22 protein-coding genes are annotated in these 25,996 nt (G+C 70.4%); 15 read left to right on the top strand and 7 right to left on the bottom strand.

Features of this window, described 5'->3' with window-relative positions:
• Positions 1-50: 50 nt before the first annotated feature.
• From JYJ93_RS12780 to JYJ93_RS12760, 5 genes are all read left to right on the top strand, one after another.
• Entirely contained in the window at positions 51-1,010 is a 960-nt protein-coding gene (locus JYJ93_RS12780) for a CarD family transcriptional regulator (RefSeq protein WP_206790304.1), read from the top strand.
• An 87-nt stretch (positions 1,011-1,097) separates the two neighbouring features.
• Entirely contained in the window at positions 1,098-1,610 is a 513-nt protein-coding gene (locus JYJ93_RS12775) for a hypothetical protein (RefSeq protein WP_121752279.1), read from the top strand.
• Positions 1,597-2,547, top strand: coding sequence for a hypothetical protein (locus JYJ93_RS12770; protein ID WP_206790302.1), 951 nt, complete (start codon positions 1,597-1,599; stop codon positions 2,545-2,547). Before JYJ93_RS12775 ends, JYJ93_RS12770 begins: the two co-directional genes overlap by 14 nt.
• Positions 2,544-4,394, top strand: coding sequence for a glycosyltransferase family 39 protein (locus JYJ93_RS12765; RefSeq protein WP_242543783.1), 1,851 nt, complete (start codon positions 2,544-2,546; stop codon positions 4,392-4,394). Before JYJ93_RS12770 ends, JYJ93_RS12765 begins: the two co-directional genes overlap by 4 nt.
• A gap of 148 nt (positions 4,395-4,542) precedes the next feature.
• Positions 4,543-5,109 (top strand): hypothetical protein, encoded by a 567-nt coding sequence (locus tag JYJ93_RS12760; protein ID WP_206790300.1) that lies wholly within the window; start codon positions 4,543-4,545, stop codon positions 5,107-5,109.
• Between the two features lie 80 nt (positions 5,110-5,189).
• Here JYJ93_RS12760 and JYJ93_RS12755 read toward each other — a convergent pair whose 3' ends face one another.
• Positions 5,190-5,555 (bottom strand): ATP-dependent DNA helicase, encoded by a 366-nt coding sequence (locus JYJ93_RS12755; RefSeq protein WP_206790298.1) that lies wholly within the window; start codon positions 5,553-5,555, stop codon positions 5,190-5,192.
• Positions 5,556-5,750: 195 nt separating this feature from the next.
• Between JYJ93_RS12755 and JYJ93_RS12750 the strand changes: the two genes are divergently transcribed.
• Complete coding sequence (locus tag JYJ93_RS12750; RefSeq protein WP_206790297.1) at positions 5,751-6,257, top strand: hypothetical protein; 507 nt, start codon at positions 5,751-5,753, stop codon at positions 6,255-6,257.
• A gap of 79 nt (positions 6,258-6,336) precedes the next feature.
• Here JYJ93_RS12750 and JYJ93_RS12745 read toward each other — a convergent pair whose 3' ends face one another.
• The 4 genes from JYJ93_RS12745 to JYJ93_RS12730 all read right to left on the bottom strand — a co-directional run bounded on the left by JYJ93_RS12745 (position 6,337) and on the right by JYJ93_RS12730 (position 11,117).
• A complete protein-coding gene (locus JYJ93_RS12745) occupies positions 6,337-6,738 on the bottom strand; it encodes an ATP-dependent DNA helicase (protein WP_206790296.1) in 402 nt (133 codons plus the stop codon).
• A gap of 158 nt (positions 6,739-6,896) precedes the next feature.
• Positions 6,897-8,081 carry an iron-containing alcohol dehydrogenase gene (locus JYJ93_RS12740; RefSeq protein WP_206790295.1) on the bottom strand — a complete coding sequence of 395 codons (1,185 nt, stop codon included), beginning with the start codon at positions 8,079-8,081 and terminating at the stop codon, positions 6,897-6,899.
• 18 nt (positions 8,082-8,099) lie between these two features.
• Positions 8,100-9,563 carry a glutamine synthetase family protein gene (locus tag JYJ93_RS12735; RefSeq protein ID WP_206790294.1) on the bottom strand — a complete coding sequence of 488 codons (1,464 nt, stop codon included), beginning with the start codon at positions 9,561-9,563 and terminating at the stop codon, positions 8,100-8,102.
• 66 nt (positions 9,564-9,629) lie between these two features.
• Entirely contained in the window at positions 9,630-11,117 is a 1,488-nt protein-coding gene (locus tag JYJ93_RS12730; protein WP_206790293.1) for an aldehyde dehydrogenase family protein, read from the bottom strand.
• Between the two features lie 88 nt (positions 11,118-11,205).
• Here JYJ93_RS12730 and JYJ93_RS12725 point away from each other — a divergent pair, with 88 nt between their 5' ends.
• The 5 genes from JYJ93_RS12725 to JYJ93_RS12705 all read left to right on the top strand — a co-directional run bounded on the left by JYJ93_RS12725 (position 11,206) and on the right by JYJ93_RS12705 (position 17,399).
• A complete protein-coding gene (locus tag JYJ93_RS12725; protein WP_206790292.1) occupies positions 11,206-11,964 on the top strand; it encodes a glutamine amidotransferase in 759 nt (252 codons plus the stop codon).
• 78 nt (positions 11,965-12,042) lie between these two features.
• Positions 12,043-12,879: an alpha/beta fold hydrolase gene (locus JYJ93_RS12720; RefSeq protein ID WP_206790286.1), complete on the top strand. Its 837-nt coding sequence runs from the start codon at positions 12,043-12,045 to the stop codon at positions 12,877-12,879.
• A 3-nt stretch (positions 12,880-12,882) separates the two neighbouring features.
• Entirely contained in the window at positions 12,883-13,344 is a 462-nt protein-coding gene (locus JYJ93_RS12715) for a hypothetical protein (RefSeq protein WP_206790284.1), read from the top strand.
• Between the two features lie 129 nt (positions 13,345-13,473).
• A complete protein-coding gene (locus tag JYJ93_RS12710) occupies positions 13,474-14,691 on the top strand; it encodes an AI-2E family transporter (RefSeq protein WP_206790282.1) in 1,218 nt (405 codons plus the stop codon).
• Between the two features lie 140 nt (positions 14,692-14,831).
• Positions 14,832-17,399, top strand: a complete 2,568-nt coding sequence (locus JYJ93_RS12705; protein WP_206790280.1) for an ATP-binding protein — start codon at positions 14,832-14,834, stop codon at positions 17,397-17,399.
• A gap of 10 nt (positions 17,400-17,409) precedes the next feature.
• On the opposite strand, the gene JYJ93_RS12700 is transcribed toward JYJ93_RS12705, so the two are convergent.
• Both JYJ93_RS12700 and rho read right to left on the bottom strand, forming a co-directional pair.
• Positions 17,410-17,730: a hypothetical protein gene (locus tag JYJ93_RS12700; protein WP_206790278.1), complete on the bottom strand. Its 321-nt coding sequence runs from the start codon at positions 17,728-17,730 to the stop codon at positions 17,410-17,412.
• 25 nt (positions 17,731-17,755) lie between these two features.
• Positions 17,756-19,369, bottom strand: a complete 1,614-nt coding sequence (gene rho / locus JYJ93_RS12695; protein WP_128798748.1) for a transcription termination factor Rho — start codon at positions 19,367-19,369, stop codon at positions 17,756-17,758.
• Positions 19,370-19,864: 495 nt separating this feature from the next.
• On the opposite strand from rho, the gene ligA reads away from it, so the two are divergent.
• The 4 genes from ligA to JYJ93_RS12675 all read left to right on the top strand — a co-directional run bounded on the left by ligA (position 19,865) and on the right by JYJ93_RS12675 (position 25,898).
• Positions 19,865-21,889 (top strand): NAD-dependent DNA ligase LigA, encoded by a 2,025-nt coding sequence (gene ligA, locus JYJ93_RS12690; RefSeq protein ID WP_206790276.1) that lies wholly within the window; start codon positions 19,865-19,867, stop codon positions 21,887-21,889.
• A gap of 10 nt (positions 21,890-21,899) precedes the next feature.
• The gene (locus tag JYJ93_RS12685; RefSeq protein WP_206790274.1) at positions 21,900-22,187 is read left to right on the top strand and encodes an acylphosphatase; all 288 of its coding nucleotides are present in this window, start codon (positions 21,900-21,902) and stop codon (positions 22,185-22,187) included.
• The gene (locus tag JYJ93_RS12680) at positions 22,184-22,627 is read left to right on the top strand and encodes a DUF3052 family protein (RefSeq protein WP_014398919.1); all 444 of its coding nucleotides are present in this window, start codon (positions 22,184-22,186) and stop codon (positions 22,625-22,627) included. The genes JYJ93_RS12685 and JYJ93_RS12680 overlap by 4 nt, the downstream gene beginning before the upstream one ends.
• 574 nt (positions 22,628-23,201) lie before the next feature.
• Complete coding sequence (locus JYJ93_RS12675) at positions 23,202-25,898, top strand: Rne/Rng family ribonuclease (protein WP_206790272.1); 2,697 nt, start codon at positions 23,202-23,204, stop codon at positions 25,896-25,898.
• Positions 25,899-25,996: the final 98 nt, after the last annotated feature.

Raw genomic sequence — 25,996 nt, 5'->3', positions numbered from 1 at the left:
TACGACCGGCGCTCGCTTCGGTGCTCATCACACCCGCCCACGAGGGGGCCATGCCAGAAGGGTCCGCTGCACTCCAGCTCCAGGTTGGAGACCGGGTCGTCTACCCCAACCAGGGGGTCTGCCGCGTCGCCGCCATCGACGTGAAGGAGGTTGCGGGCCAGAGCCTCACCTTCGTCACCATGCGCCGGGAGGAAGACGGCGCGGTCGTGATGGTGCCGCAAGGAAAGATCCTCTCCATCGGCGTGCGCAAGGTGGCCAGTCCCGCCGACGTGGAGGAGATCTACGCGTTCCTCCGCTCGGACAGTGACAAGGCGGACCTGGACTGGAAGCAACGCGCGCGCACCAACCTGGACCGCATGACCCAGGGCGGAATCCTGGGGCTGGCGGAGGTCGTCAAGGGCCTCCAGGTCCTCAGTGAGCTGCGGCCGCTGCCCACCAAGGAGCGCGAGCTCTACGACAACGCCCGGCACCTGCTGGTGTCGGAGGTCGCCGCCGCGCTGGGCACCGCCGAGGCCAACGCCGAGGACTCCATCGACATCGTCCTCTTCCCGCCCGGGAAGGAGCGTCCCAAGCGCACCGCCGCGGAGTTCGCGCGGCCCGGTGGCGACGAGGACGACATGGACCTGGACGGCGACCTCATGGGTCTGGAGGGCGGGGAGCTGGACCTGCCCTCGGACGAGGAGCCGCAGTCCGAGTCCGAGGAGGAGTCCTCCGACGAGGAGGGCGGCGAGGAGGAAGGCGGCGAGGAGGGGGCCGAGGACGCTCCCAAGAAGCGCGGCCGTCCGCCCAAGGCCAAGCCGGCCGAGGGCGCCGAGCCCGCCGCCCCGAAGAAGCGCGGCCGTCCGCCCAAGCCGAAGCCGGAGGTGGTGGAGGGTGCCGAGCCCGCCGCCCCGAAGAAGCGCGGCCGTCCGCCCAAGGCCAAGCCGCCCGAAGGCGCCGCGCCCGCGGAGCCCGCCGCGCCCAAGAAGCGTGGCCGTCCTCCCAAGGCGAAGCCGCCCGAGGACGAGTGAACCCCACGGCCCTCCCGGCCGCCCGCGTCGCGCGTTCAAGCGCGCGCCGGGCACGCCGCGAGGGCCTTCCCGCCGAGGTGACGCCCCGTGATTCGCGTCGTGACGCTGGACCCCTTCGACGACAAGCAGCTCGCCAAGTTCAACCGCACGCTCTACACGGCCTTCGGCGTGGGCAGCGAGCACAGCGGCTCCGCGGAAGTCCCCGCGGGCATGTCCGAGCCCCTGGACGCGGAGAAGCTGCTCGATGAGGTGAAGGGCATCCGGGCCTACAAGGACGACAAGGTGCTGCTGCTCACCTCGCGCAAGCTGAAGGACCGGGACCTGCCCAGCGGCAAGGCGCCCACGTCCGGCTTCGCGCGCTACGGCAAGGACCGGGCAATCCTCTCCATCGCGCCGTTCAAGGACCTGGAGAAGGACTTCAAGCCCATCGCGCGGCACGCGCTGCACCAGCTGGGCACGCTCTGGGAGCTGCACCACTGCCTGGATCCGCGCTGCTCGATGTACCCGCCCTGGACGCCGTCCTTCAACCAGGGCGACCACATCTTCTGCACCTTCTGCCGCGAAAAGAGCGAGCAGAAGATCCGTCTTGCCAAGTCCTAAGGCCCTGCGCGCCCTGCCCCTGGCGGAGCTGGGGGCCCTGTTGCTCGTCGCGCTTCTGTGCCTCGTCTTCCAGCTGAGGCTTCCGGGCCGGCTGCCCACGGACGCGGACGAGCGCGCCGTGGCGGACATGCTGGCCCGCGACGCACGCCCCGGGGACGCGGTGCTGCTGTTCCCCTGGTGGACCGAGCGCGCCCGCCTCTTCGTGCCGCCCTCCGTGCCCGTGTACGGGTGGCTGGAGTCGGACCGCGCGGACCTGAGCGCGCACCCGCGCATCTGGGTGCTGGGCCAGCCGGAGCTGCCCCGCTCCGACGTGGGCGCGTTCGACGCGGCCTTCCTCCCCGGCCGCAAGGCGCTGGGCCCCGAGTCGCGCATGGGCCCGCTGTCGCTGCGCCTCTACGAGAACGGCCGCTACCGCCCGCGTCACTGGGTGGCGAGCGAGTCCGCGAGCGCGGCGCGCGTGTACCTGGAGCAACCGGACGGCTCGCGCAAGGACTGCCCCTTCGACGGACGCGTGCACCGCTGCCCCGGCCCGCCGCACCTGTACGTGGCGCCGGAGTGGCATGAAATCCTCTACGAGCCCCGGCACTGCCTGTGGATGCACGCGCCCGGAGGCGCGCAGCGGCTGGTGGCGGAGTTCGCCAACGTGCCTTCCGGCATGGGGCTGCGGATGGAGGGCGGCATCATCTTCGAGTTCGCGCACCCCAAGGACCCGCGCCTGTCCACGGCGTACGTGGGCGTGGATGACGCGGTCACGGGCGAGCGGCTGATGTACGTGCCCATTCCCCCGGGCCGCGAGGGCGTGCAGAAGGCGGAGGTGGTGCTGCCGCCCGGGCCGCCGCGCACGGTGAAGGTCTGGACGCAGGCGGACAACGCGGAGTCGCGGCAGGTGTGCCTGGACGTGATGGCGCTGGAGCCCGCGGTGGGGGTGAAGCCATGACCGCGCTGGGAACCGGGCGCCCCGCCACGCGCGAGGAGAAGCTCACGGCGCTGGCGCTGTGGGTGCTGGCCTTCGCGGCGCTGTGGAGCACGGAAGCCGCCGTGGGCTTCACGCGCGACGAGAGCGTCTACTTCGCCGCGGCGGAGGGCTATTCGCAGTGGTTCCGGCTGCTGTTGCGCTCGCCCGCGCAGGCGTTCACGGACAGCGCCATCGTGCGCTTGTGGGACTACAACCACGAGCACCCGGCGCTGATGAAGACGCTGTTCGGGTTGAGCCACCTGCTCTTCCACGACACGCTGGGCGTGATGCGCGACGCGACGGCCTACCGGCTGCCCGCGTTCGCGATGGCGGCGCTGGTTCCCGCGCTGTGCTTCCTGCTGGGCAGCGCGCTGTACGGCCGCACCGCGGGGTGGTTCGCCGCCCTCTCCTTCCTGCTGGTGCCGCGCCAGTACTTCAACGCGGAGCTGGCGTGTTTCGACATGCCGGTGGCCGCGATGTGGCTGCTCGTCGTGTACTGCTTCTGGCGCGCGCTGGAGAGCACCCGCTGGGGCGTCGCGTGCGGCGTGGCGTTCGGCCTGGCCATCGCCACGAAGCACAACGCGCTCTTCCTGCCGTTCGTGCTGTCGCCGTTCGCACTGTGGCGCGCGTGGCGGGCCAGCGAAGGCAACCCCGAGGCCCGCGTGCGGCTCTTCCGCTTCGTGGGGCTCTTCGTCGCGGTGGCGGTGCTGTACGGCCTGCTGGTGGTGTTCCTGGGCGGACCCGCCGCGTTCCAGAAGAAGTTCCTGCTGCTCAGCCCGCACACGCTGTTCTTCGTGGGGCTCGCGGTGGGCTGCGGGGTGCTGCTGAGGGATTCGCGGCGCGTCAGCCTGCCGGTGACGCGGGCGCTGGTGCCGCTGGCGGCCATGGCGGTGCTGGGCCCCGTCATCTTCTACCTGCACTGGCCCTACCTCTGGCACGCGCCGGTGGACCGCACGGCCTGGTACCTGGCCTTCCACGCGACGCACAACCACTACGCCTGGTTCTACCTGGGCACGCTGATGCGCGGGCCGCCCTTCCCGCTCAGCTACGTGGTGGTGAAGACGGCGCTGACGGTGCCCTCCAGCCTCTTCGCGCCCATGGTGACGGGCTTCGTGGCGCTCGTGGGCCGCGCGCTCTTGAGCCTCAGTGCCCGCACGCGTGACCAGGTGCGGATGCCCACCGCGTCGGAGGCGCTGGTGGGCGTCAACGCGGTGACGTCCATCCTCATCATCAGCCATCCTCAAGTTCCGCACTTCGGAGGCGTGAAGCACTGGTTCCCGTCCATGCCCTTCCTGGGCATCCTCGCGGGCGCGGCGGTGGCGCGCGGGTGCTACGCGCTGTGGGAGGTGCTGAAGGCGCGGCGTCCCTCCATGTCACCGCTGGGGGTGACGGTGCCGGTGTTCGCGCTGCTGCTGGCGCCCGCGCTGCTGGGGCTGGTGCGGGTGTTCCCGTACGGCACGGCGGCGTACTCGGAGCTGGCGGGCGGGCTGCCGGGTGCGGCGACGCTGGGGATGCAGCGGCAGTTCTGGTCCAGCCACGTCACCGGCGTGCTGCCGTGGATCAACGAACACGCGAAGCCGGGCGCGCGCATCTACCTGCACGAGGTCAACGGCTTCTCGTTCCGCGACTACCAGCGCAACGGCATGCTGCGTCCGGACGTCCGGGCGGTGAACAGCCCGTTCGACGCGGACATCGTCGCGTACCAGTACCACCAGGAGTTCCGCGAGCACGAGTTCCTCACGTGGCAGGCCTTCGGCACGCGCACGCCCGTCACCGGGCTGTACCTGGACGAAACGCCGCAGGTCATCGTCTACCAACGCCCGGAGTAGGTCCGGGCCCGGATGACGCAGGAAGCCATGTGCACGACCGTGCACTCGGCGGCCTCGCGGGCGTCCAAGGAAAGCCGACAGGACGGAAAGGCGTGGCGCCAGGGTAGGCTCGGGGTGTCGGCCATTCCACCTTCCCGGGGAGGAACACATGACGCGCTGGACGGGCTTGTTGACGGTGATGGTGCTGGGCGCGGGCTTCGTGGGTTGCGACGACGCGAAACCGCCAGCCAAGGTGACGCGCGCGCAGGTGAAGCGCACGGGACCCGCGACGATGGAGATCATCCCCGTCGAGGGGCAGCTCCCCTACTGCATGCTCTTCACGATGTCCGAGAAGGGCGTCATCCGGCAGCTCACGCTCACGCGCGAGAACCGCTCCATCCGCTGCGACCCGGGCCGCCCGGTCGCCAACACCAGCTTCCGCGTGCCGGTGCAGGAGGGGAAGGTGCGCGTCTACATCTTCTTCTCCGACGAGCGCGTGCCCGCGGGCTCCGTGGCGCAGCAGCTCTACGACCTGCGCGACCGCGAGCGCGTCACCGCCATGGACCTGCGGCTGCCGGGGCGCATCTTCGTGGAGACGCTGGAGTTCACGCCGGAGACGGGCGAGCCGGAAGCCACGGGCGGCGTCGTGGGCGCGGGCGGCGTGGTGACGTCGGACGGAGGCACGGCCTCGGACGCAGGCACCCGCGCGCTGACCGTGGAGCCGCTGGCCAACTGACCTCCAGACGCGAAGAGGCCCGAGGGTGGTTGTCCGCCCCCGGGCCTCCGTGCTGCTTCACGCTGTGACCCCATCGCTGCTTAGTTCAGCCAGCCACCGCCGTAACGGCTGCGCTCCAGCCGCGCCAGGCGCTCCCGCTCCTGCCGTTCCCGCTCCAACCGCGCCTGCCGCTCGCGCTCCTGCCGTTCCCGCTCCAGCCGCGCCTGCCGCTCGCGCTCCTGCCGTTCCCGCTCCAGCCGCGCCTGCCGCTCGCGCTCCTGACGCTCGCGCTCCAGCCGCGCCTGCCGCTCGCGCTCCTGCCGTTCCCGCTCCTGCCGCTCGCGCTCCAGGCGGGCCTGGTCCTGGCGGCTCACGAGGGGGGAGGCGGCGTGGAAGTCCGCCGCCATCACCGGGGAGCTCGCGACGAGCGCCACAGCCACCACCATCTTCTTGAGCATCGCCTTCATGACCTGCCTCCGTGAGCCGCGTTGTTGCTGCGTTCTGAACCTACTGACGGGGGAGGCCCTGCTTGATTCAACCGCGCCATCGGAAGATGGCCCTGTTGAAACACTCTGAAATGAAGCCGGGGTGAAGCCGCTTCGCGCGCGGACAGGAAGGGTAGGCTCGCGGCGTCGGCATTCCACCTTCCCTGGGAAGAACACGTGACGCGCTGGACGGGCTGGTTGACGGTGATGGCGCTGGGCGCGGGTGTCGTGGGCTGCGACGACGCGAAGCCGCCCGCGAAGGTGGTGCGTGCCCTGGTGAAGCGCACGGGCCCGGCGACGATGGAGATCATCCCCGTCGAGGGACAGCTCCCCTACTGCATGCTCTTCACGACGTCCGAGAAGGGCGTCATCCGTCAGCTCACGCTCACGCGCGAGAACCGCTCCATCCGCTGCGAGGCGAACCGGCCCGTCGCCAACACCCACTTCCGCGTGCCGGTGCAGGAGGGGAAGGTGCGCGTCTACGTCTTCTTCTCCGACGAGCCCGTGCAGGCCAACTGGGTGGCACGGCAGCTCTACGAGCTGCGCGACCGCGAGCGCATCACCGCCATGGACCTGCGGCTGCCGGGGCGCATCTTCGTGGAGACGCTGGAGTTCACACCGGAGACAAGCAGCGGCGTGGATGCAGGCACCCGCGCGATGGCCGCGGACTCCGGCGCCCGCTGACCCCAGACGCGAAGAAGCCCGAGGGTGGTTGTCCGCCCCCGGGCCTCCGTACTGCTTCAGGCTGTGACCCCATCGCTGCTTAGTTCACCCAGCCGCCCCGGTAGTGCGAGTCGCGCCGCGCCAGCCGCTCCCGCTCCTGCCGCTCGCGCTCCAGCCGCGCCAGACGCTCGCGCTCCCGACGCTCACGCTCGATGCGGGCCTGACGCTCGCGCTCCCGACGCTCGCGCTCGATGCGCGCCTGACGCTCCCGCTCCTGCCGCTCGCGCTCCAGCCGGGCCTGACGCTCGCGCTCCATCCGCGCCCGCTCCTGCCGTTCCCGCTCCAGCCGCGCCAGCCGCTCCCGCTCGTGCCGCTCGCGCTCCATGCGAGCCTGGTCCTGACGGCTCACGAGGGGGGAGGCGCCGTGGAAGTCCGCCGCCATCACCGGGGAGCTCGCGACCAGCGCCACGGCCACCACCATCTTCTTGAGCATCGCCTTCATGACCTGCCTCCGTGAACCGCGTTGTGCTGCGTTCTGAACCTTCTGACGGAGGAGGCGCTGCTTGATTCATGCGCGCCAAATGCACGAGGCCCCTCCCGTTTCCCTCGGAAGAGGCCCCGCTGAAACACTCTGAAATCAAGTTGGAGTGAAGCCGCTTCTCAGTACGCCTCGCGGGCCATGGCCAGCAGGTCCGCCTCCGTCACGGCGCGCGGGTTCCCCTGGTGGGACGCGTCCTGGAAGGCCTTCTGCGCGATGTGCTCCAGGTCCTTCTCCTGCACGCCCGCGTCGCGCAGCCGCGTGGGAATCCCCACGGCCGCCGCCAGCTTGCGCACGCGGTCGATGGCGTTGGCCGCGAGCACCTCCTCGCGCGCGTTGGTCGTGTCCCCCAGCGCCGTGGCGATGCGCGCCAGCCGCGCCGTGCAGGACGCGCGGTTGAACTCCATCACCGCGGGCAGGACGATGGCGTTCGCCAGGCCGTGCGGCACGTTGGAGATGGGCGTGAGCGCGTGCGCCAGCGCGTGGCTCGCGCCCAGGCCCTTCTGGAAGGCCATGGCGCCCTCCATCGCGGCCACCATCATGTCCGTGCGCGCCGCCAGGTCGCGGCCCTCCTTCACCGCCGTCACCAGCGAGCGCCCCACGCGCATCACGCCGTCGATGGCCACCGCGTCCGCGAGCGGATGGAAGCCATTGGCGACATACGCCTCGATGCAGTGGGTGAGCGCGTCCATGCCCGTGGCCGCCGTGACGGACGGGGGCAGGCCCAGCGTCAGCTCCGGGTCGATGACCGCCGCCTTCGGCAGCAGGTGCGGGCTGAAGATGACCGTCTTGCGGCCCGTGTCCGCCAGCGTCACCACGCCCGAGCGCCCCACTTCAGAGCCCGTGCCCGCCGTCGTCGGAATGGCGATGAGCGGAGGCAGGTCGTCGCGCACGTACTGGTCGCCGCCCTTCGCGTCGTCGTAGCGGCTGAGCGGCGGCTCATGCGTGGTGAGCAGTTGCACCAGCTTGCCCGCGTCCAGCGCGCTGCCGCCGCCCAGGGCGACGATGCCGTCCGCCTTGTGCGCGCGGTAGGCCTCCAGGCCCGCGAACACATCCTTCTCCGTGGGGTTGGGCTCCACGCGGTCGAACACCGCGCACTCCATCCCCGCGCCCTTGAGCACGTCCGCGACGCGCGCGGCGAGCCCCGCCTTCACCACGCCCGCGTCCGTCACCAGCAGCGGGCGCTTCATGTTCAACCGCGCCGCGTGCGCGGGCAGCTTCTGGAGCGCGCCCGCGCCAAACACGATGCGCGTGGGCCAGGCCATCTCCGTGACCCGCGGCTCCGTGGGAATGTCGAAAGGTTTCATGAACGGTCCTCCTACGAATCAGATGAGTTCCAGGTAGCGCTCCAGCTCCCAGGAGGTGACCGCCCGCTCGTACTGGCGCACCTCCCATTCGCGGGTGCGCACGAAATGGTCCACGAAGCCGTCGCCCAGGATTTCGCGGGCGCGCTCGCTGTTCTTGAGCAGCGCCACCGCGTCCTTCAGGTTGCGGGGCAGCGGCTTGGTGTTCTTCGCCTCGTACGCGTTGGACAGCACGGGCGCGGGCGGCTCGATTTCGTTCTCGATGCCCCACAGGCCCGCGGCCAGGCTCACCGCCATGCCGATGTACGCGTTCATGTCCGCGCCCAACTGGCGGTACTCGATGCGCATGGACTTGCCGCTGTCGCCGATGACGCGGATGGCGCAGGTGCGGTTCTCCAGGCCCCACGTCGCGGTGGTGGGCGCCCAGGTGTTCTCCACGCTGCGCTTGTAGCTGTTGATGGTGGGCCAGTAGAGCGCCGTCAGCTCCGGCATCAGCGCCACCTGCCCGCCGATGTAGTGCCGCATCAGCTTGCTCATCCCGTGCTTCTGCGACGGGTCGTGGAAGAGGTTCTCCTCGTCCTTCAGGTTCCACAGCGACTGGTGCACGTGGCCGGAGCAGCCCGGCAGCTTCGGGTCCACCTTCGCCATGAAGCACGCGGACACGCCGTGCTTCGCGCAGATCTCCTTCACCACCGTCTTGAAGAGCGCCGCGCGGTCCGCCGCCAACTCCAGCGTGTCGTAGCGGATGGCGGCCTCGAAGACGCCGGGGCCCGTCTCCGTGTGGAAGCCCTCGATGTTGAGCCCGTACGCGTTGCACCCGTCGATGAGCGCGTGCACCAGCGGCGCGTTCATGGAGGTGCGCAGCCACGAGTAGCCGAACATGCCCGGCGTCAGCGGCGTGAGGTCCTTGAAGCCCTTCTCATGCAGGCTCTGCGGGCCCTCCTTGAAGAGGAAGAACTCGTACTCCGCGCCGAACTTGGGCAGGAAGCCCAGCTTGCGCGCGCGCTGGCCCATCTTCTGGAGCAGTTGGCGCGGACTCGCCTCGAAGGGCGTGCCGTCCGGGTTCACGAAGTCCAGCAGGAACGCCGCGGTGTCCGGCTCCCACGGGATGATGCGCGCGGTGGACAGGTCCACCTTCGCGGGCGTGTCCGGGTAGCCCGTGTGCCAGCCCGTCACCTTCGTGTTGTCCAAGAGCTCGTCGCCCAGGTCCCAGCCGAAGACGACGTCGCAGAAGCCCAGGCCGCTCTTCGCGGCGCTGTAGAACTTCTCCAGCGAGACGTACTTGCCTCGGAAGACGCCATCCACGTCGATGGCGCCCAGCTTCACCTTGCGGACGCCCTTCTCGTCCATCCACCGGCGCAGGGAGTCCATGTCCCCCTGCTGTCCGGCCGCCGCACGCGGCCCTGCCTCGCCGCGCTCCTTCGCGCGAGCCCGGCGGGCCATCGCCGGATGGGTGAGCACCTTGGCCTTGGGACGCGACGCCATGCGGACCTTCCTTTTCTTCGTCATGCGGCGGTGAAGCGGTGGAATGGAATGGAGCGCGCGGGTGCGTCAGGGAGACGGCAGCTTCGTCCACACGGCCTTCGTCTGGAGATAGCCATCCAGCGCGTGGTGGCCCAGGTCCTTGCCCCAACCGGATTCCTTGTAGCCACCGAAGGGCGCCGCGTCGTCGAACTCGTTGAAGCAGTTGATCCACACGACGCCGCTCTTCACCTGCTTCGCCAGCGCGTGGGCCTTCGCGACGTCGCCGGTCCAGATGGACGCGGCCAGGCCGTACTGCGTGCTGTTCGCCATCGCGATGGCCTCCGCGTCGTCGCGGAAGCGCAGGCAGCTGAGCACCGGGCCGAAGATCTCCTCCTGGGCGATCTTCATGTCCGGCTTCACGTCGCCGAAGATGGTGGGCTTCACGAAGCAGCCCTTCGCCTTGAGCCCTTCGGTGTCGCGGCCACCGCCCGCGAGCAGCTTCGCGCCCTGCTGCTTGCCGCTCTCGATGTAGCCCAGCACCACGTCCATCTGCTTCTGGCTCACCAGCGCGCCCATCTCCGTGGTCGCGTCCAGCGGGTCGCCCACCTTCATCGTGCGCGCCTTCTCCGCGAGCTTCGCGACGAAGGCGTCGTAGGCCTTCTCATGCACCAGCACGCGGCTGCCCGCGTTGCAGGTCTCACCCTTGTTGCCGAAGATGCCCCAGAAGCACGCCTCCACCGCGCGGTCGAAGTCCGCGTCCGGGAAGATGATCTGCGGGCTCTTGCCGCCCAGCTCCAGCGTCAGCTTCTTCAGGTTGCTCGCGGCGGACGCCTGGAGCAGCCGGCGCGCGGTGCGGCCAGAGCCGGTGAACGAAATCTTGTCCACGTCCGGGTGCCGGGCGATGGCCTCACCCGCGGGGTCGCCCAGGCCGGTGACGACGTTGATGACGCCGGGCGGGAAGCCCGCCTCCAGCGCCAGCGCGCCCAGCTTCAGCGCGGTGAGCGGCGTGTATTCCGACGGCTTCACCACCACCGTGCAGCCGGCGGCCAGCGCGGGCCCCAGCTTCCAGCCCAGCATGCACGTGGGGTAGTTCCACGGCACGATGGCGCCCACCACGCCCACCGGCTCCTTGAGCGCGTAGGTGTGGAAGGGGCCGTCCACGGGCAGCACCTCGCCCGTGATGGTGCTGGCCATGTCCGCGAAGTTCGCGAGCGTCGCGGCGGCCGGCGCCACGTCCCCCCGGATGGCGTCCTTGAAGGTCTTGCCGTTGTTCAGCGACTCGACGAGCGCGAACTCCTCGCGGCGCTCGTAGAGCAGGTCCGCCAGCTTGCGGATGAGCTTGCCGCGCTCGCGGCCGGTCATCTTCCCCCACGGCCCGGATTCGAAGGCGCGGCGCGCGGCCTTCACCGCGCGGTCCACGTCCGCGGCGGTGCCCGCGGGCACGTCCGCGATCTTCTGGCCGGTAGCGGGATTCACCACCGCGAAGGTGCCGCCTTCGATGGGGTCCACCTGCTGCCCGTCGATGACGAGCTTGAGCACGGGGAGCTTGGGAGTGAGCGAACGAGCGTCGGTCATGACGAGGCCTCGGGTGAGCACGGCGCGCGAGCAACCTGGAAGTGGCGGGCACCGGACACGGACGGCTGGACACGGTAGGAATGGAGACATGACGCGGCAAGCTGCCCCCATGAAGAACGTCCTCCTGCTGAAAGCCGGCGACGCGGCGACCTCCGTCCAGCTCTCCGTGGGCGACTATGAGCGGTGGTTTCTGCAAACCATCGGACTGTCCGGCCGGCGCTTCGACATCCTCCCCGTGCACAAGGGCGCGCCCCTGCCGAAGGACGCGAAGGGGTACGACGCGGTGATGATGACGGGCTCGCCCCTGTCGGTGACGCAGCGCGAGCCGTGGATGGAGCGCGCGGGCGCCTTCATGGTGGAGGCGGGCGAGCAGGGCATCCCCGTGCTCGGCGTGTGCTTTGGCCAACAACTCCTCGCCGAGGCCTACGGCGGCAAGGTGACGCGCAACCCCAACGGCCGCGAGACGGGCACCGTGGAGGTGGCGCTCTCACCCGAGGGCCGCGCGGACAAGCTGTTCACCGGCCTGCCGGAGCGCTTCGCCGTGCAGCAGACCCACGAGGACATCGTCTCCCGCCTGCCTGAAGGCGCGACGGTGCTCGCGGGCAACGCCAACACCGCGAACCAGGCGCTCGCGTTCCGGAACAACGTGCGCGGCGTGCAGTTCCACCCGGAGATGCCCACGGACGCCATGCGCGCGGTCATCCTCGCCCGCGAGGAGAAGCTGGACGCGCTCGCACGGGAGAAGGGCGTCCCCGAGGGCGAGTACGTCCCCCGGCTCCTGTCCGGCATCACGCCGACGCCGCACGCGCACCGGGTGCTGGTGAACTTTCTCCAACACTTCACCTGACCGGACGGGCGCTGATCCAGGCCGCGCGCGGACGCGCTCCCTAGCTTTCTCCCGTGCAGGAGGGACGGGGGCGTTGGGATGAATCCGTTCGTGATGCAGTACCGGAAGCTGAAGTGCCAGTTGAAGTACCTGGCCAGCTACGTGGATCTGGATCCACGCGGCAACCAGGTCGTGCGCCGCACGGACTTCAAGCACTGCCAGAAGCCGGTGCTCCTGTTGCACGGCTTCTTCAGCACGCGCCGCGTCCTGGAGGTGCTGGAGCACCGCCTGCGCCGCGAGGGCTACTGCGTCTGGTCCATCCACCTGGGTGGCACCATGGACCGCTTCAACACGCACCGCATCGACGAGCTGGCGCGCAAGGTCCAGGGCAAGGTGGACCGGCTCTACGAGCGCCACCCGGGCATGGGGCCGCTCACCATCATCGGCCACTCCAAGGGCGGCCTCATCGGCACGTACTACGTGAAGCGGCTGGGCGGGGACACGCGCGTCAAAAGCCTCATCACCCTGGGCACGCCGCACAAGGGCACGCGCATGGCCTACCTGGGCTGCGCGACGCTGGGCTGGTTCAGCCGCAGCATGTGGCAGCTCACGCCGACGTCGCGCTTCATCAAGGAATTGAGCGTGGGCGCCTTCCCGCGCCACGTGCGGCTCGTGTCCATCTACTCGCGTGAGGACGTCATCGCGCGCTACCCCTCGTCCGTGCTGGACGTGGAGGGCCAGCCCAACGTCTTCAACGTGGAGCTGCCCGGCGTGGTGCCCCACGGCGAGCTGCTCACGCGCCGGGCCGTGTGGGAGGTCATCCAGCGCGAGCTGGCCCTGGGCTATGTTGACGGCCCCGTGGCCACACCCGTCGCCGCGCTTGCATCCCCTCCCCTTCCGGTGGCCCTGCCCACCGCCGCCGCCGCCAGCCCCTGACACATGCCCTCGCGCTGGGACCACCTCTTCGACCTCAAGCCCGTCACCCTCGTGGACCACCTGCTGGACGAGGTGGCGCGGCTGCTCGCCAAGGACCTGGAGTCCTGGCCTCCGCCCGTGCAGGACCTGGACCCCGCGACCCTGGGCGAGTTCGCCCCGCTGTTCCAGGAGGCCACCCGGCGCCCCGCCCCGGCCGTCTACACGGAGGCCCTGAGGCTGGCGCGGTGGGACCTGGCCCGCGAGTTCGACGCCTTCGACGACTACGTGCGCAACAAGCGCTACCTGGAGCGGGGCCTGGCCCCCGAGGACCGCGTCCCCCTGCTCTTCCTCACCCGCTGGCTCACCGAACAGATGCTGGGCCTGGGCGAGGCCACCCAGGGCCGCATCAAGCGCCCCCTGATGCGCGAGTGTCTGGACCGCGTGGAGGCCCGGCTGGGCGACCGGTCCCGGCTGCCCCAGGCCTGAAGCCCCCGGCCGGCCGTCTGCCTCCAGCCGAGGGGCTCCAGACCCTTGGGGGGCATAGGAGCCGGGGCCCGCCGGAAGCTTTCCGCCAGGAGCTTGTCAGGAGGGAGGCCGCTGCCTTAAGCCCGGTGCATGTCGCCGCCCGTGGAAGCCACCGCCCCCGACGAACGCCGCAAGCGCCTGCTCCTCCTCGCCGGGTTGTGGGTGGCCATCGCGGTGACGCTCTTCGCCCTGCGCTCGGTGGTGATGCCCTTCGCGGGCGCGGCGCTCATCGCGTACCTGGTGCAGCCGCTGGTGGCGCGCATCACCCGGCTGAAGGTAGCCGGCCGCTCCGTGCCGCGCTGGGTGGCCATCCTGCTCATCTACGCGGGGTTCTTCCTGGCGGTGTACCTCTTCTTCGTCGCGCTGGTGCCGCAGCTCTACCGCGAGGTGGCGCGCATCAGCCGGGAGATGGCCGCCTTCGCCAGCGCGCTCACGCCGGAGCACGTGCAGGGGCTCGCGCAGCGCTCGGAGGAGTGGCTCAACACGTACGGCATCCCCGTGGCCCTGTCGGACCGGGCCATGGAGGGCGCGGCGGGCACGTCCGGCGGCTTCAGCCTGGCGCTGGACCTGGAGCAGATGCTCACGGACGCGGTAGCCCGCGTGACGTCGCTCGTGAAGGAGAACCTGGCGGACATCGTCAACGTGTCGCGCCGCATCGTCACGGAGGTGCTCACCGGCGTCTTCATGCTGTTCTTCATCCTGATGGTCGCCGCGTTCTTCTCCATCGACGCGCAGGCCATCCGCCGCTACTTCGGCACGCTCATCCCCGCGGAGTTCCTGCCGGACGCGAAGACGCTGGTGGCGCGCATCGACAAGTCGCTGTCCGGCGTGGTGCGCGGACAGGTCACCATCTGCCTGGTGAACGGCGGCCTCACGCTGGTGGGCCTGCTGCTGTTCGGCGTGAAGTTCGCCTTCCTGCTGGCCACCATCGCCACGCTCTTCAGCCTCATCCCCATCTTCGGCACCATCATCAGCTCGGTCCCCATCGTCCTCATCGCGCTGGCGGACGGCTTCCAGAAGGGCGTCGCGCTCCTGTTGTGGATCATCGGCATCCACGCGCTGGAGGCGTACTTCCTCAACCCGAAGATCATGGGCGAGGCCGCGCGCATCCACCCCGTGGTGGTGGCCTTCTCCCTCATCGCGGGCGAGAAGCTCTTCGGCCTCTGGGGCGCGCTGTTCGCGGTGCCGGTGGCCTCCATCGCGGTGGCCTGCTTCGACTATGCGCGCCTCAAGGCGCAGCCGCCCCCGCTGGTGGCCGCGACGGCCCAGCAGACGGTCGCCTCCACGGACGCCGCCCCCGCCGCCTGAACTTCTCCACCGTGGCGGGAAGCCCGTCCACCCCAAGCGTCCACCGTTGGAAAACCGGGGGCCGGGTCCTCCTTTCACCCCTGGTCATCCCGGGGGTGAGTGACTAACTCCCTACACGCCTCCGCCTCTGAGGACGTGTGATGCCCCCCAGCCCCTCACCGGCCCCGGACTACCGGAGCCTGTTCGAAGCCGCGCCCAACCCGTACCTGGTGCTGACGCCGGAGTTCGTCATCGTCGCGGTGACGGACGCGTACCTGCGTGTCACGCGGACGCGGCGCGAGGACATCCTGGGCCGCGACATCTTCGACGTCTTCCCGGGCAACCCCGAGGACCCGCTGGCCACCGGAGTGGCCAACCTGCGCGCGTCCCTGGAGCGCGCGGTGAAGACGCGCGCCCCGGACGCGATGGCGGTCCAGAAGTATGACCTCCCCCGGCCCGCGGAGGCCGGCGGCGGGTTCGAGCCGCGCTACTGGAGCCCGCTGAACACCCCGGTGTTTGGCGAGGACGGCGAGGTGCGCCACGTCATCCACCGCGTGGAGGACGTCACCGACTTCATCCGCCTGAAGCACCTGGACGAGGAGCAGAGCCGCCAGCACGCCGAGCTGCGCGCCCGCGCGGACGAGATGGAGGGCGAAATCTTCCGGCGCGCCCAGCAGATTCAAGAGGCCAACCAACAGCTGCGCGTGGCGAACGAGCAGCTGGGCGAACTGGACCGGCTCAAGTCGGAGTTCTTCGCCAACGTCAGCCACGAGTTCCGCACGCCGCTGACGCTGATGCTGGGCCCCACGGAGGACCTGCTCGCCGGGCGCGCGGGCCCCCTGTCGGACGAGGTCCGCAAGGAGATGGAGCGGGTGCACCGCAACGCCGGGCGCCTGCTCAAGCTGGTGAACGCGCTCCTGGACCTGTCGAAGCTGGAGGCGGGCCCCAAGGAGGAGCGCTTCGCGCCCACGGACCTGGCCGCGCTGACGAAGGACGCGGCGTCCAGCTTCCGCTCCGCCATGGAGCGCGCGGGCCTCAAGCTCACGGTGGACTGCCCGCCCTTGTCCCAGCCCGTCTACGTGGCTCCGGACCTGTGGGAGCAGATCGTCCTCAACCTGGTCTCCAACGCGTTCAAGTTCACGCTCCAGGGCGGCGTCACGCTGCGCCTGCGCGAGCACGGGCAGCGGGTGAGGCTGGAGGTGGAGGACACCGGCTCGGGCATCCCCGCGCATGAGCTGCCCCGCCTCTTCGAGCGCTTCCACCGCGTGACGGGCTCGCCGTCGCGCACGGTGGAGGGCAGCGGCATCGGGCTCGCGCTGGTGCAGGAGTTCGCCAGGCTGCACGGCGGCGCCGTGTCCGCGCGCAGCACCGAGGGCGAGGGCAGCGTCTTCACCGTGGAGCTGCCCCTGGGGCATGCGCACCTGCCCCAGGAGCGCATCCGCACCACCGCCCGGCCGCGCTCCGCGGCGCGCGAGGCCACGTCCGCCTACGTCGAGGAGGCGCTGCTGTGGGGCAGCGCGAAGCCCAAGGACCGCACGCAGTCCTCGCACCACCAGCACCCGGTGTCCTCGAACGGCCACGGGGTGGCCCCGGCGCCCCGCGCGCGCATCCTGCTGGTGGACGACAACCGGGACATGCGCGACTACATCCAGCGCGTGCTCTCCTCCGAGTACGACGTGGAGGTGGCCACGGACGGCCAGAAGGGCCTGGAGGCCGCGCTGGCCCGGCCGCCGGACCTGGTGCTGTCGGACGTGATGATGCCGAAGCTGGACGGCATGGGCCTCTTGAGGGCCCTGCGCGCCGCGCCCACCACGCGCGAGCTGCCCATCCTGCTCCTGTCCGCGAAGGCCGGTGAAGAGGCCACGGTGCAGGGCCTGGCGTCCGGCGCGGACGACTACCTGGTGAAGCCCTTCTCCGCGGGCGAGCTGCTCGCGCGCATCGCGTCCAACCTGAAGCTCGCGAGGATGCGCGGTGAGATGGCCGACGAGCGCGCCCGCGCGGAAGGGCTGGCCGAAGCGCTGCGCGCCCGGGACGACTTCCTCTCCGTGGCGGCGCACGAGCTGCGCACGCCGCTGGCGGCCTTCCAGCTGCACCTGGAGCTGGTGGAGCGCGGCCTGGGCCGGGACGCGCCGCCCAAGGCGCTGGAGCGGCTGAAGCAGGCCCGGTCCTTCATCCGGCGCCTGGCGATGCTCGTGGACGTGCTGATGGACGTGTCGCAAATCACCAGCGGCCGGATGAAGCTCACCCGCACGGACGTGGACCTGGGCGACCTGCTGGTGGAGGTGACGCGCTTCGCGGAGGAGGAGGCGCGCCGTGACGGCACGCCGCTCACCGTGGACGTGAAGGGCCCGGTGCTGGGCACCTTCGACCCGTCACGCATCTCGCAGGTGGTGCACAACCTGGTCGCCAACGCGCTGAAGTTCGGCCGGGGCCGCCCGGTGGACGTGTCGCTTCAGCCCGACGGTGAGGTGGTGCGGCTGTGCGTGGTGGACCACGGCATCGGCATCAAGCCGGAGGACCGCGAGCGCATCTTCGAGCGCTTCGAGCGCGCCGTGTCCACGCACCACTACGGCGGCCTGGGCCTGGGGCTCTGGGTGTCGCGCCAGGTGGTGGAGGCGCACCAGGGCCGCATCGACGTGGAGGACACGCCGGGCGGCGGCACCACCTTCCGCGTGACGCTGCCCTTGAGGGACCCGCCGGTGGACATGGCCAGCGGGCTGGCCAGCTGAACGCTGGCCGCTACTGGCAGGCGGCGGCGCAGCGCGCGTTGCGGCACGTGGGGATGCACCGGCCGCAGTCCACGCTGTTGGGAGTGCATGTCCCGTCGCACCGCACGTTGCCGCAGTCCGGCCCCTCGTCGCGGTGGGTGATGGCGGTGCCCTCACCACAGCACGCGTTCGCGACGCAGTCCGAGTCGTCGTAGCAGACCTGGCTGGAGAGCACCGGCGGGGTGTCTCCAATGGGCAGGTCCTCCACCCCCAGGTCGCAGCCCGCCAACAACCCCAGGGTGAGGCCCGCGACCGCGCGGGCGACAAGAAGAGGCAGGCGGGCACGACGCATGGGGGCTCCTTGGGCCGGAAGGGAACTACCGGTTCATCGAGCCCAGGAACTCCGCGTTCGCCGCCGTCGGACGCATGTGCTTGAGCACGAACTCCATCGCGTCGATGGGGGTGAACGGGTGGAGCACCTGGCGCAACGCCGTAATGCGCACCAGGTCCGCCTGAGACAAGAGCAACTCCTCCTTGCGGGTGCCGGATTTGTTGATGTCGAGCGTTGGGAAGATGCGCTTCTCCATCAACTTCCGGTCCAGGACGATTTCGGAGTTACCCGTGCCCTTGAACTCCTCGAAAATCACTTCATCCATGCGGCTGCCGGTGTCGATGAGCGCCGTGCCGATGATGGTGAGGCTGCCGCCCTCTTCGATGTTGCGGGCCGCGCCGAAGAAGCGCTTGGGCTTGTGCAGCGCGTTGGCGTCCACGCCGCCGGAGAGGATCTTGCCGGACGCGGGCACCACCGTGTTGTAGGCGCGCGCCAGACGGGTGATGGAGTCCAGCAGGATGCAGACGTCGTACTTCTGCTCGACCAGGCGCTTGGCCTTGTCGATGACCATCTCCGCCACCTGCACGTGGCGCGTGGCGGGCTCATCGAAGGTGGAGGACACCACCTCGCCGCGCACGCTGCGCTCCATGTCCGTCACCTCCTCCGGGCGCTCGTCCACGAGCAGCACGATGAGGTAGACGTCCGGGTGGTTGCGGCTGATGGCGTGCGCGATGTTCTGCAGGAGCACCGTCTTGCCGGCCTTCGGAGGCGCCACGATGAGGCAGCGCTGGCCCAGGCCGATGGGGCAGAACATGTCGATGATGCGCGTGGTCATCTCCGACGACTCGTGCTCCAGCTTGAGCTTGCGCGTCGGATAGAGCGGCGTGAGGTTGTCGAACAGGATGCGCTCGCGCGCCGCGTCCGACATGGGGTCCGCGAAGTTGACCTTGTCCACCTTCTGCAGCGCGAAGAAGCGCTCGCCCTCGCGGGGCTGGCGGATGGGGCCCGTCACCGTATCGCCGGGCCGCAGGTTGAAGCGGCGCACCTGCGACGGCGACACGTAGATGTCGTCCGGGGACGGCTGGTAGTCGCTGTCCGCGCTGCGCAGGAAGCCGAAGCCGTCGCTCAAGAGCTCCAGCACGCCTTCCGCGTGGACCTCGAAGCGCTTGTCGGCGATGCCGCCCAGCAGCGCGAAGATGAGGTCCTGCTTCTTCAGCCCCTGGTAGCCCTCGATGCCCGTGTCGTGGGCCATCTTCGCCAGGTCGACAATCTTCATCCGCTTCAGGTCATTGAGCTTGATGACCTGCATCGGGGTGCCGTCGCGCTCGACCTCCGTGATGGCGGGGCCCTCCGCGGACTCCTGCGGGGCGGCCGGAGCGGCCTCCTCGGCGGGCGCCTCCTCCTCCGTGCCGCGCAGCTCCTGGAGCTCGTCGTCGCGCACGGGACGGGAGATGGGCGTGAGCACCGGGCGGGGCGCTTCCGCGGCGACCTCGGGGGCCTCGGCCTCCTCGGCGGGAGCCTCTTCACGACGCGCCGGCGCACGGCGCGACCGGGGAGCGGGCTTCTCAGCCTCCTTCGCCGCCGCGCGCTTGCGCCGGGGCTTCTCCTCGGTGAACGCGGGCTCGACTACCTTCTCTCGGGGGGAACGGGCTTTGGCCATGACGGTCTGCGAACGGACGTAGGGGGGAATCGCCCGAAGGCTCGGGCAGGCTGTACGCGGGACGGCGATCCGTCCGCGCGGCGCTCGGAAGCACCTTCCAGGGGGCAGCACCACCCAAGTCCTGGGAACGGACCGGAGGGCGCGTGGGCCTGTGGTTGGGAAGAGACGGCGCCGGGGGAACCCCTGCGCCAGGAACCGCGCTGGAAACTATTGACCGCCTCCAGAGCTGTCAAGGCATCCGTGCCTGGCTCTGTCCCGTTTTTCAGGGGGTTGCACTGGAGGGCGGGGGGATTGCGAACAGGGAATCCGCTATGTAGCTGAAATTCGGGCCTAATGGGGCGGCGAATGCGCTCTCTTGCCGTGAACACGCGTCCCCGGGTTCCCCTTCCCGAGCCGGCGAGCGGCCCTGTCAGGTGGTGCCGGTAGAGTGCCCTTCCTCCAACGCGGGGCGTGCGCGACTGGCCGCGTCCCTGAATTGGGGTAAGGACACACCCCGTGGACACCTTCCCGAAAGCCGAAGCCCGCGCCCGAGCGCTCCGCCAGGAGCTGGCCCACCACAACCACCGCTACTACGTGCTGGACGCGCCGGAAATCAGCGACGCCCAATACGACACGCTGATGCGTGAGCTCCAGGGGCTGGAGGAGCAGTACCCCCAGTTGGTGACGCCGGACTCGCCCACCCAGCGCGTGGGCGGCGCGGCGGTGGAGGACTTCGGGCAGGTGGTGCACACCACGCAGATGCTGTCCCTGGCGAACATCTTCGATGACGCCGGGCTCACGGAGTTCGACGAGCGCATCCGCAAGCAGACCGGCCTCACGCAGGTGGGCTACGTGTGCGAGCCCAAGCTGGACGGCCTGGCCATCTCCCTGAGGTTCGAAAACGGCCGCTTCGTGCAGGGCGCCACGCGCGGCGACGGCACCACCGGCGAGGACGTCACGGGCAACCTGCGCACCATCAAGAGCCTGCCCCTGGAGCTGTTCCCCCAGGACGGCGTGAAGGTGCCCCGGCGGCTGGAGGTGCGCGGCGAGGTCTTCATCCGCAAGGAGGACTTCCGCAAGCTCAACGAGAAGCGCGAGGAGGCGGGCGAGTCGCTCTTCGCCAACCCGCGCAACGCGGCCGCGGGCAGCCTGCGCCAGCTGGACCCCCGGGAGACCGCCGCCCGGCCCCTGTCCGTCTACCTGTACGAATGCGTGCCCGGCGACGGCGTGCCCGCCTTCAAGACGCACACGGAGAAGCTGGAGTACTTGAAGACGCTGGGCCTGCCCATCAACCGCTACCAGCACGCGGACGGGGCGGACGGCGTGCGCCAGCGCTACGACGAGTCGCTCAAGGGCCGCCACGCCCTGCCCTTCGAAGTGGACGGCATGGTGGTGAAGGTGGACGACGAGGACCTGCGCCGCCGCCTGGGCCAGGTGTCCAAGAGCCCGCGCTGGGCGGTGGCCTACAAGTTCCCGCCGGAGGAGGAGTCCACCACGGTGGAGGACATCGGCATCCAGGTGGGCCGCACGGGCGCGCTCACGCCGGTGGCGCACCTGAAGCCGGTGAAGGTGGGCGGCGTGACGGTGTCTCGCGCCACGCTGCACAACGAGGACGAATTGCGCCGCAAGAACGTGCGCAAGGGCGACACCGTCTTCGTGCGCCGCGCGGGTGACGTGATTCCGGAGATCGTCTCCGTGGTGCTGTCCAAGCGCCCGGAGGACTCCCAGCCCTTCACCTTCCCCACCCACTGCCCGGTGTGCGGCGCGGTGGCGGCCAAGGACGAGGACGGCGCCATCATCCGCTGCACGGGCGCGTCCTGCCCCGCGCAGCTGGTGGAGAAGGTGCGCCACTTCGCCAGCCGCCTCGCCCTGGACATCGAAGGCCTGGGGGACAAGCTGGCCACGCAGCTGGTGGCGTCCGGTCAGGTGAAGGCGTTCGCGGACCTGTTCGCGCTCACCCGGGACTCGCTGCTCAAGCTGGAGCGCATGGGGGAGAAGAGCGCGGACAACCTGCTGGCCTCCATCGCGGGCAGCAAGGACACCACCCAGCGCCGCTTCCTGTACGCGCTGGGCATCCGCCACGTGGGCGACTCCACGGCGCGCGCCCTGGCGGAGGCCTTCCCGGACGTGAAGTCGCTCTTCACGGCCAGCCTGGAGGACATCAGCCGGGTGAAGGACGTGGGCCCGGTGATGGCGCAGGTCATCCACACCTTCTTCCAGGAGCCCCAGAACCAGGCCGCCATCCAGGCCCTGCTGGACGCGGGCGTCCACCCGGCCCCCCCGGCGGTCGCCACGGGCGGCCCCTTCGTGGGCAAGACGGTGGTGCTCACCGGCACCATGGAGCGGCTCGCGCGCGAACAGGCCAAGGAGGAAATCGAACGGCGCGGCGGTAAGGTCTCCGGAAGTGTCTCGCGCAAGACCGATTTCGTCGTGGCCGGCGAGGACGCGGGCAGCAAGCTGAAGAAGGCGCAGGAATTGGGCGTAAGAATCCTGGATGAGCAGGCGTTCCTGAAGCTGCTAGAAGGGGACGTCAGAGCATGAGGCCAGAGGCATGAGCACGCAGCGCCGGGCGACCCTGCGCATCCAGGGCATGGTCCAGGGCGTCTCCTACCGGGAGAGCGCCCGCCAGGAGGCGCTGCGCCTTGGCCTGTCCGGCTGGGTGCGCAACCGGAGCGACGGCTCCGTGGAGGCCACGGTGGAAGGCGAACCGGGCGCGCTGGAAGACTTCATCCGCTGGTGTCACACGGGTCCCCGCATGGCGCGCGTCACGGACGTGGCGCGCACGGACGGGCTGGCCTCTGGCGAATTCCGCACCTTCATTGTGGAGCGCACATCATGACGCCCTACGCGCTGGCTTCCCTGCCGGCCATGCTGGGCATCCGGTCCGGCACCAAGGTTTCCGTCATCAACCCCCCGCGGGGCTTCGTGCAGAAGCTCAACCCGCTGCCGGACGGGGTGGAGTTCCTCGTCACGGCCCAGACGGGGCTGGACGTCATCCTCTTCTTCACCTCCGACGCCACGGAGCTGGTGCAGCGGCTGCCCGCGCTGTCGCGCGCCACCACCCTCAACGGCGGCATCTGGGTCTGCTGGCCCGCCGGCGAGGGCGTGAAGACGCGCCTGTCGGAGGACTTCGTGCGTCAGGCGGCGCTCGACATCGGCCTCGTGGACAACAAGATCTGCATCATCGACGAGACCTGGACCGGCCTCAGGCTGGTGCGCCGTCCGCGCGGCAAGCTGGACAAGCCCGAGGGGCGCAAGCAGGCCCCCGCCCAGGCCTGAACGTCCGTCACCGAGCGCCCGGGGACCCGCCGGGCGGGCCCGCCCTCCATCTGCCCGACAGTGGATGAACGGGCGCATCGGGCCTTTACACACCTGGAGGGGCGTGGAAAACTCTCCGTGTTTCTGGGCGGTTGTGTGACGCCCCGCGTTGGCGGGACATCACGCCCAGGCAGGAATTTCGACGGGTTGCGCTTCCGGTTTCCTCCGGATGCCCCTGCTGCTCCGGGGCCCCCAGACACCCCCCCAAGGTGGCCCACATGACGGGCACCGACCGGGTGCGGAAGAGGGGGCGGACGGCACGGGCGTGGAGGAAGCCTCGAGCGCGTGAAGAGAAGCAGCCCCGCCCGGTACGGTGCCGGTCGCAATGCGGGGCGACATGACTCGGAGGAGCAGGCGGCGATGTCCTCGGCCCCCACCCAGGCGATGCGTTCTCCCTCCGGGACTTCCGGAAGGCGTGCACACGCCGGAGGCCCCCTGGCCGCCTCTCCCTTCGCAGCGCGCTCGGAGGTGTGGCGTCTCGCCGCCTCCCGTCCGGTGAGGTCCCCCCTACCGTGCGCGCCTCCAGGATTCATCCATGAGCAGTGTGCTCGTCATCAATGCCGCGGGTCGGGAGACCCGGGTGGCGCTCGTCGAGGGCGGCCATATCGCGGAGTTCTACCTCGAGCGTAAGAAGGACAAGGGCGTCGTCGGAAACATCTACAAGGGTCGCGTCGTCCGGGTGCTCCCGGGCATGCAGGCGGCCTTCGTGGACATCGGGTTGGAGAAGGCCGCCTTCCTGTACGTCAGCGACGTCGTCTACGACCCGGACTTCGCCCGCGCGCAGTTCGAGTTGACCGAGGGCGAGCACGAGGACGCCCCGGAGGTCCCCACCGAATCCGAGGCCGACGCCGTGGAGTTCGCGGCCGCCAGCGTCCCGGACGCCACGCACGCCCTGCCCGCCGGCACGGAGGCCCCCGCGGCCGTCCCGGAGCCGGTGCTGGCGCACGACGGCGCGCTGGCGCTGGACGTCCAGGCCCAGGCCGCCCCTGCCGTGGAGCCGTCCCCGGAGGCCTCGCCCGAGGCCGTGAAGCCGGCGCCCGAGTCCGCCCCGGCCCCGGTGGAGGCCCAGGCGGCTCCCGAGCCGGTCGCGCCCGCCGTGGACGTCATCGCGGAGACCCCGGCCGAGAGCGCCCTGCGGGAGGAGTCCCCGGTCGAGGTGTCCACCGCCGCGGTGGCGGTGCCGCTGACGGAGAACGGCACGCCTCCGGTGGAGGCCGCCGCGCCAGTGCAGGAGACGCCCGCGGAGAGCGCCACCGTCGCCGCCGCCCTCGAGTCCGGCGTGGCGCCCGCGACGGAGGGCGGCGCCGCCGAGCCGCCGCCGCACGCGGCCGCCCTGGGTGAGCTCATCCCCTCCCCCGCCGCCGACGCCCGTCCCGCCGAGGTCTCCGGCGAGCGCCGCACCCCGCGTGAGGCGCGCGAGGCCCGCGAGCCGCGCAACCGGGAGGGCCGCGAGAAGGACAAGGACAAGGACAAGCGCCGCCAGGAGCAGCCCCGCCGCGAGAAGCGCGACGAGGAGAAGGAGAAGCCCAAGCAGCGCAAGACGGACAAGATTGAAGACCTGCTGAAGGTGGGCCAGGAGGTGGTGGTCCAGATTTCCAAGGACCCCATCGGCACGAAGGGCGCGCGGCTCACCTCGCACATCTCCATCCCCGGCCGGCACCTGGTGTTCATGCCCACGGTGGACCACGTGGGCATCAGCCGCCGCATCTCCAACGAGAAGGAGCGCCGCCGGCTGCGCGAAATCGTGGACCGGCTGCGTCCGCCCGGCACGGGCTTCATCGTGCGCACGGTGGCGGAGAACGTTCCCCAGGAGAAGCTGGAGAGCGACATCCGGTTCCTCATCGAGGTGTGGAACCAGGTGGTGCGCCGCAACGAGAAGCGCGGCGGACCGGGCCTGCTGCACCCGGACCTGGACCTCATCCTGCGCGCCACGCGCGACCTGTTCGCCCACGACGTGGAGAAGCTCGTCGTGGACGACGCGGAGGAGTACGAGCGCATCCAGGGCTTCGTCACCGCGCAGGACCCCGCCCTGCGCGACCGCGTGGTGCTGCACGAGACGGACGAGCCCGTCTTCGACGCCTACGGGATTGAACAGGAGCTGCAGCGCGCCACCCAGCGCAAGGTGTGGCTGAAGAGCGGCGGCTACCTCATCATCGACCAGGCGGAGGCGCTCACCGCCATCGACGTCAACTCGGGCCGCTACGTCGGCAAGAAGAGCCTCGAGGAGACCATCACCAAGATCAACGTCGAGGCGGCCAAGGAGATCGTCTACCAGCTCCGGCTGCGCAACATCGGCGGCATCATCATCTGCGACTTCATCGACATGGAGAAGGCGCAGAACCGCGACAAGGTCTTCAAGTCGCTGCAGGAGGCGCTGGGCCGGGACAAGGCCAAGACGAACGTGCTGCGCATCTCCGAGCTGGGTCTGGTGGAGATGACGCGCAAGCGCGTGCGCGAGTCCATTGGCCGCGTGCTGCACGAGGACTGCCCGTACTGCGACGGCAAGGGCTTCGTGAAGACGGCGACCACGGTCGCGTACGAAATCTTCCGCGAAATCCGCCGCGAGGCGCCGGGCTACAAGGACTCCACGCTCGTCATCAACTGCAACGCGGAGGTCGCGCGGCTGCTGCAGGGCGAGGAGCGCAACGAGCTGCGGCACCTGATGGACCGCTACAACAAGTCCATCCAGGTGAAGGCGCAGCAGAACTACCACCGCGAGCAGTACGACATCTACGGCCGGTCGGCCACGGGCCCCGAGCACAAGGTGGCCTCGTCGCCGGGCTCCGGCGACGGCGAGCTGGCGATGCAGCAGCGCCGCCCGGAGAGCAATTACGGCGGCGGCCGTCAGGACCAGGGACGCCGCGGCGGTGGCCGGGACCGCGACCGTGAGCGCGGCGGCGGCGCTGAGAACCGCGGCGGCGGCGAGGGCCGTGGTGGCGGCGAGCGCGGCGGAGAACGCGGAGGCGAGCGCGGCGGCGGTGACCGTCGCGAGGGCCGCCGTCCCGAGCGCGGCGGTGATCGCAACCGTGAGCGTCGCGGCGGTGGCGAGGGCCGTGGCGGTGAGCGCGGCGAGCGTGGCGGCGGCGAGAACCGTGGCGGTGAGCGCGGCGAGCGGGCCGAGCGCGCAAACGGCTCCGGCGGTGGGAACAACGGCGGCAATGGTGGCGGCGCGCCTCCCGCGGCGTCCGGCGGGGGCTCGTCCGAGCCGTCCGGCGGGGGCAGCGAAGGCTGAGCACCCGAGCGACACCGGGCGCTTGAGCCCGGACCGTGAATGACCGCGAAGGCCCGGTGGGAACATCCCGCCGGGCCTTCTGCATTGGGGCTGGAGCA

The sequence above is a fragment of the Corallococcus sp. NCSPR001 genome (assembly GCF_017309135.1).
GTDB lineage: Bacteria > Myxococcota > Myxococcia > Myxococcales > Myxococcaceae > Corallococcus.
This window is presented reverse-complemented; position numbering and strand designations above follow the sequence as displayed.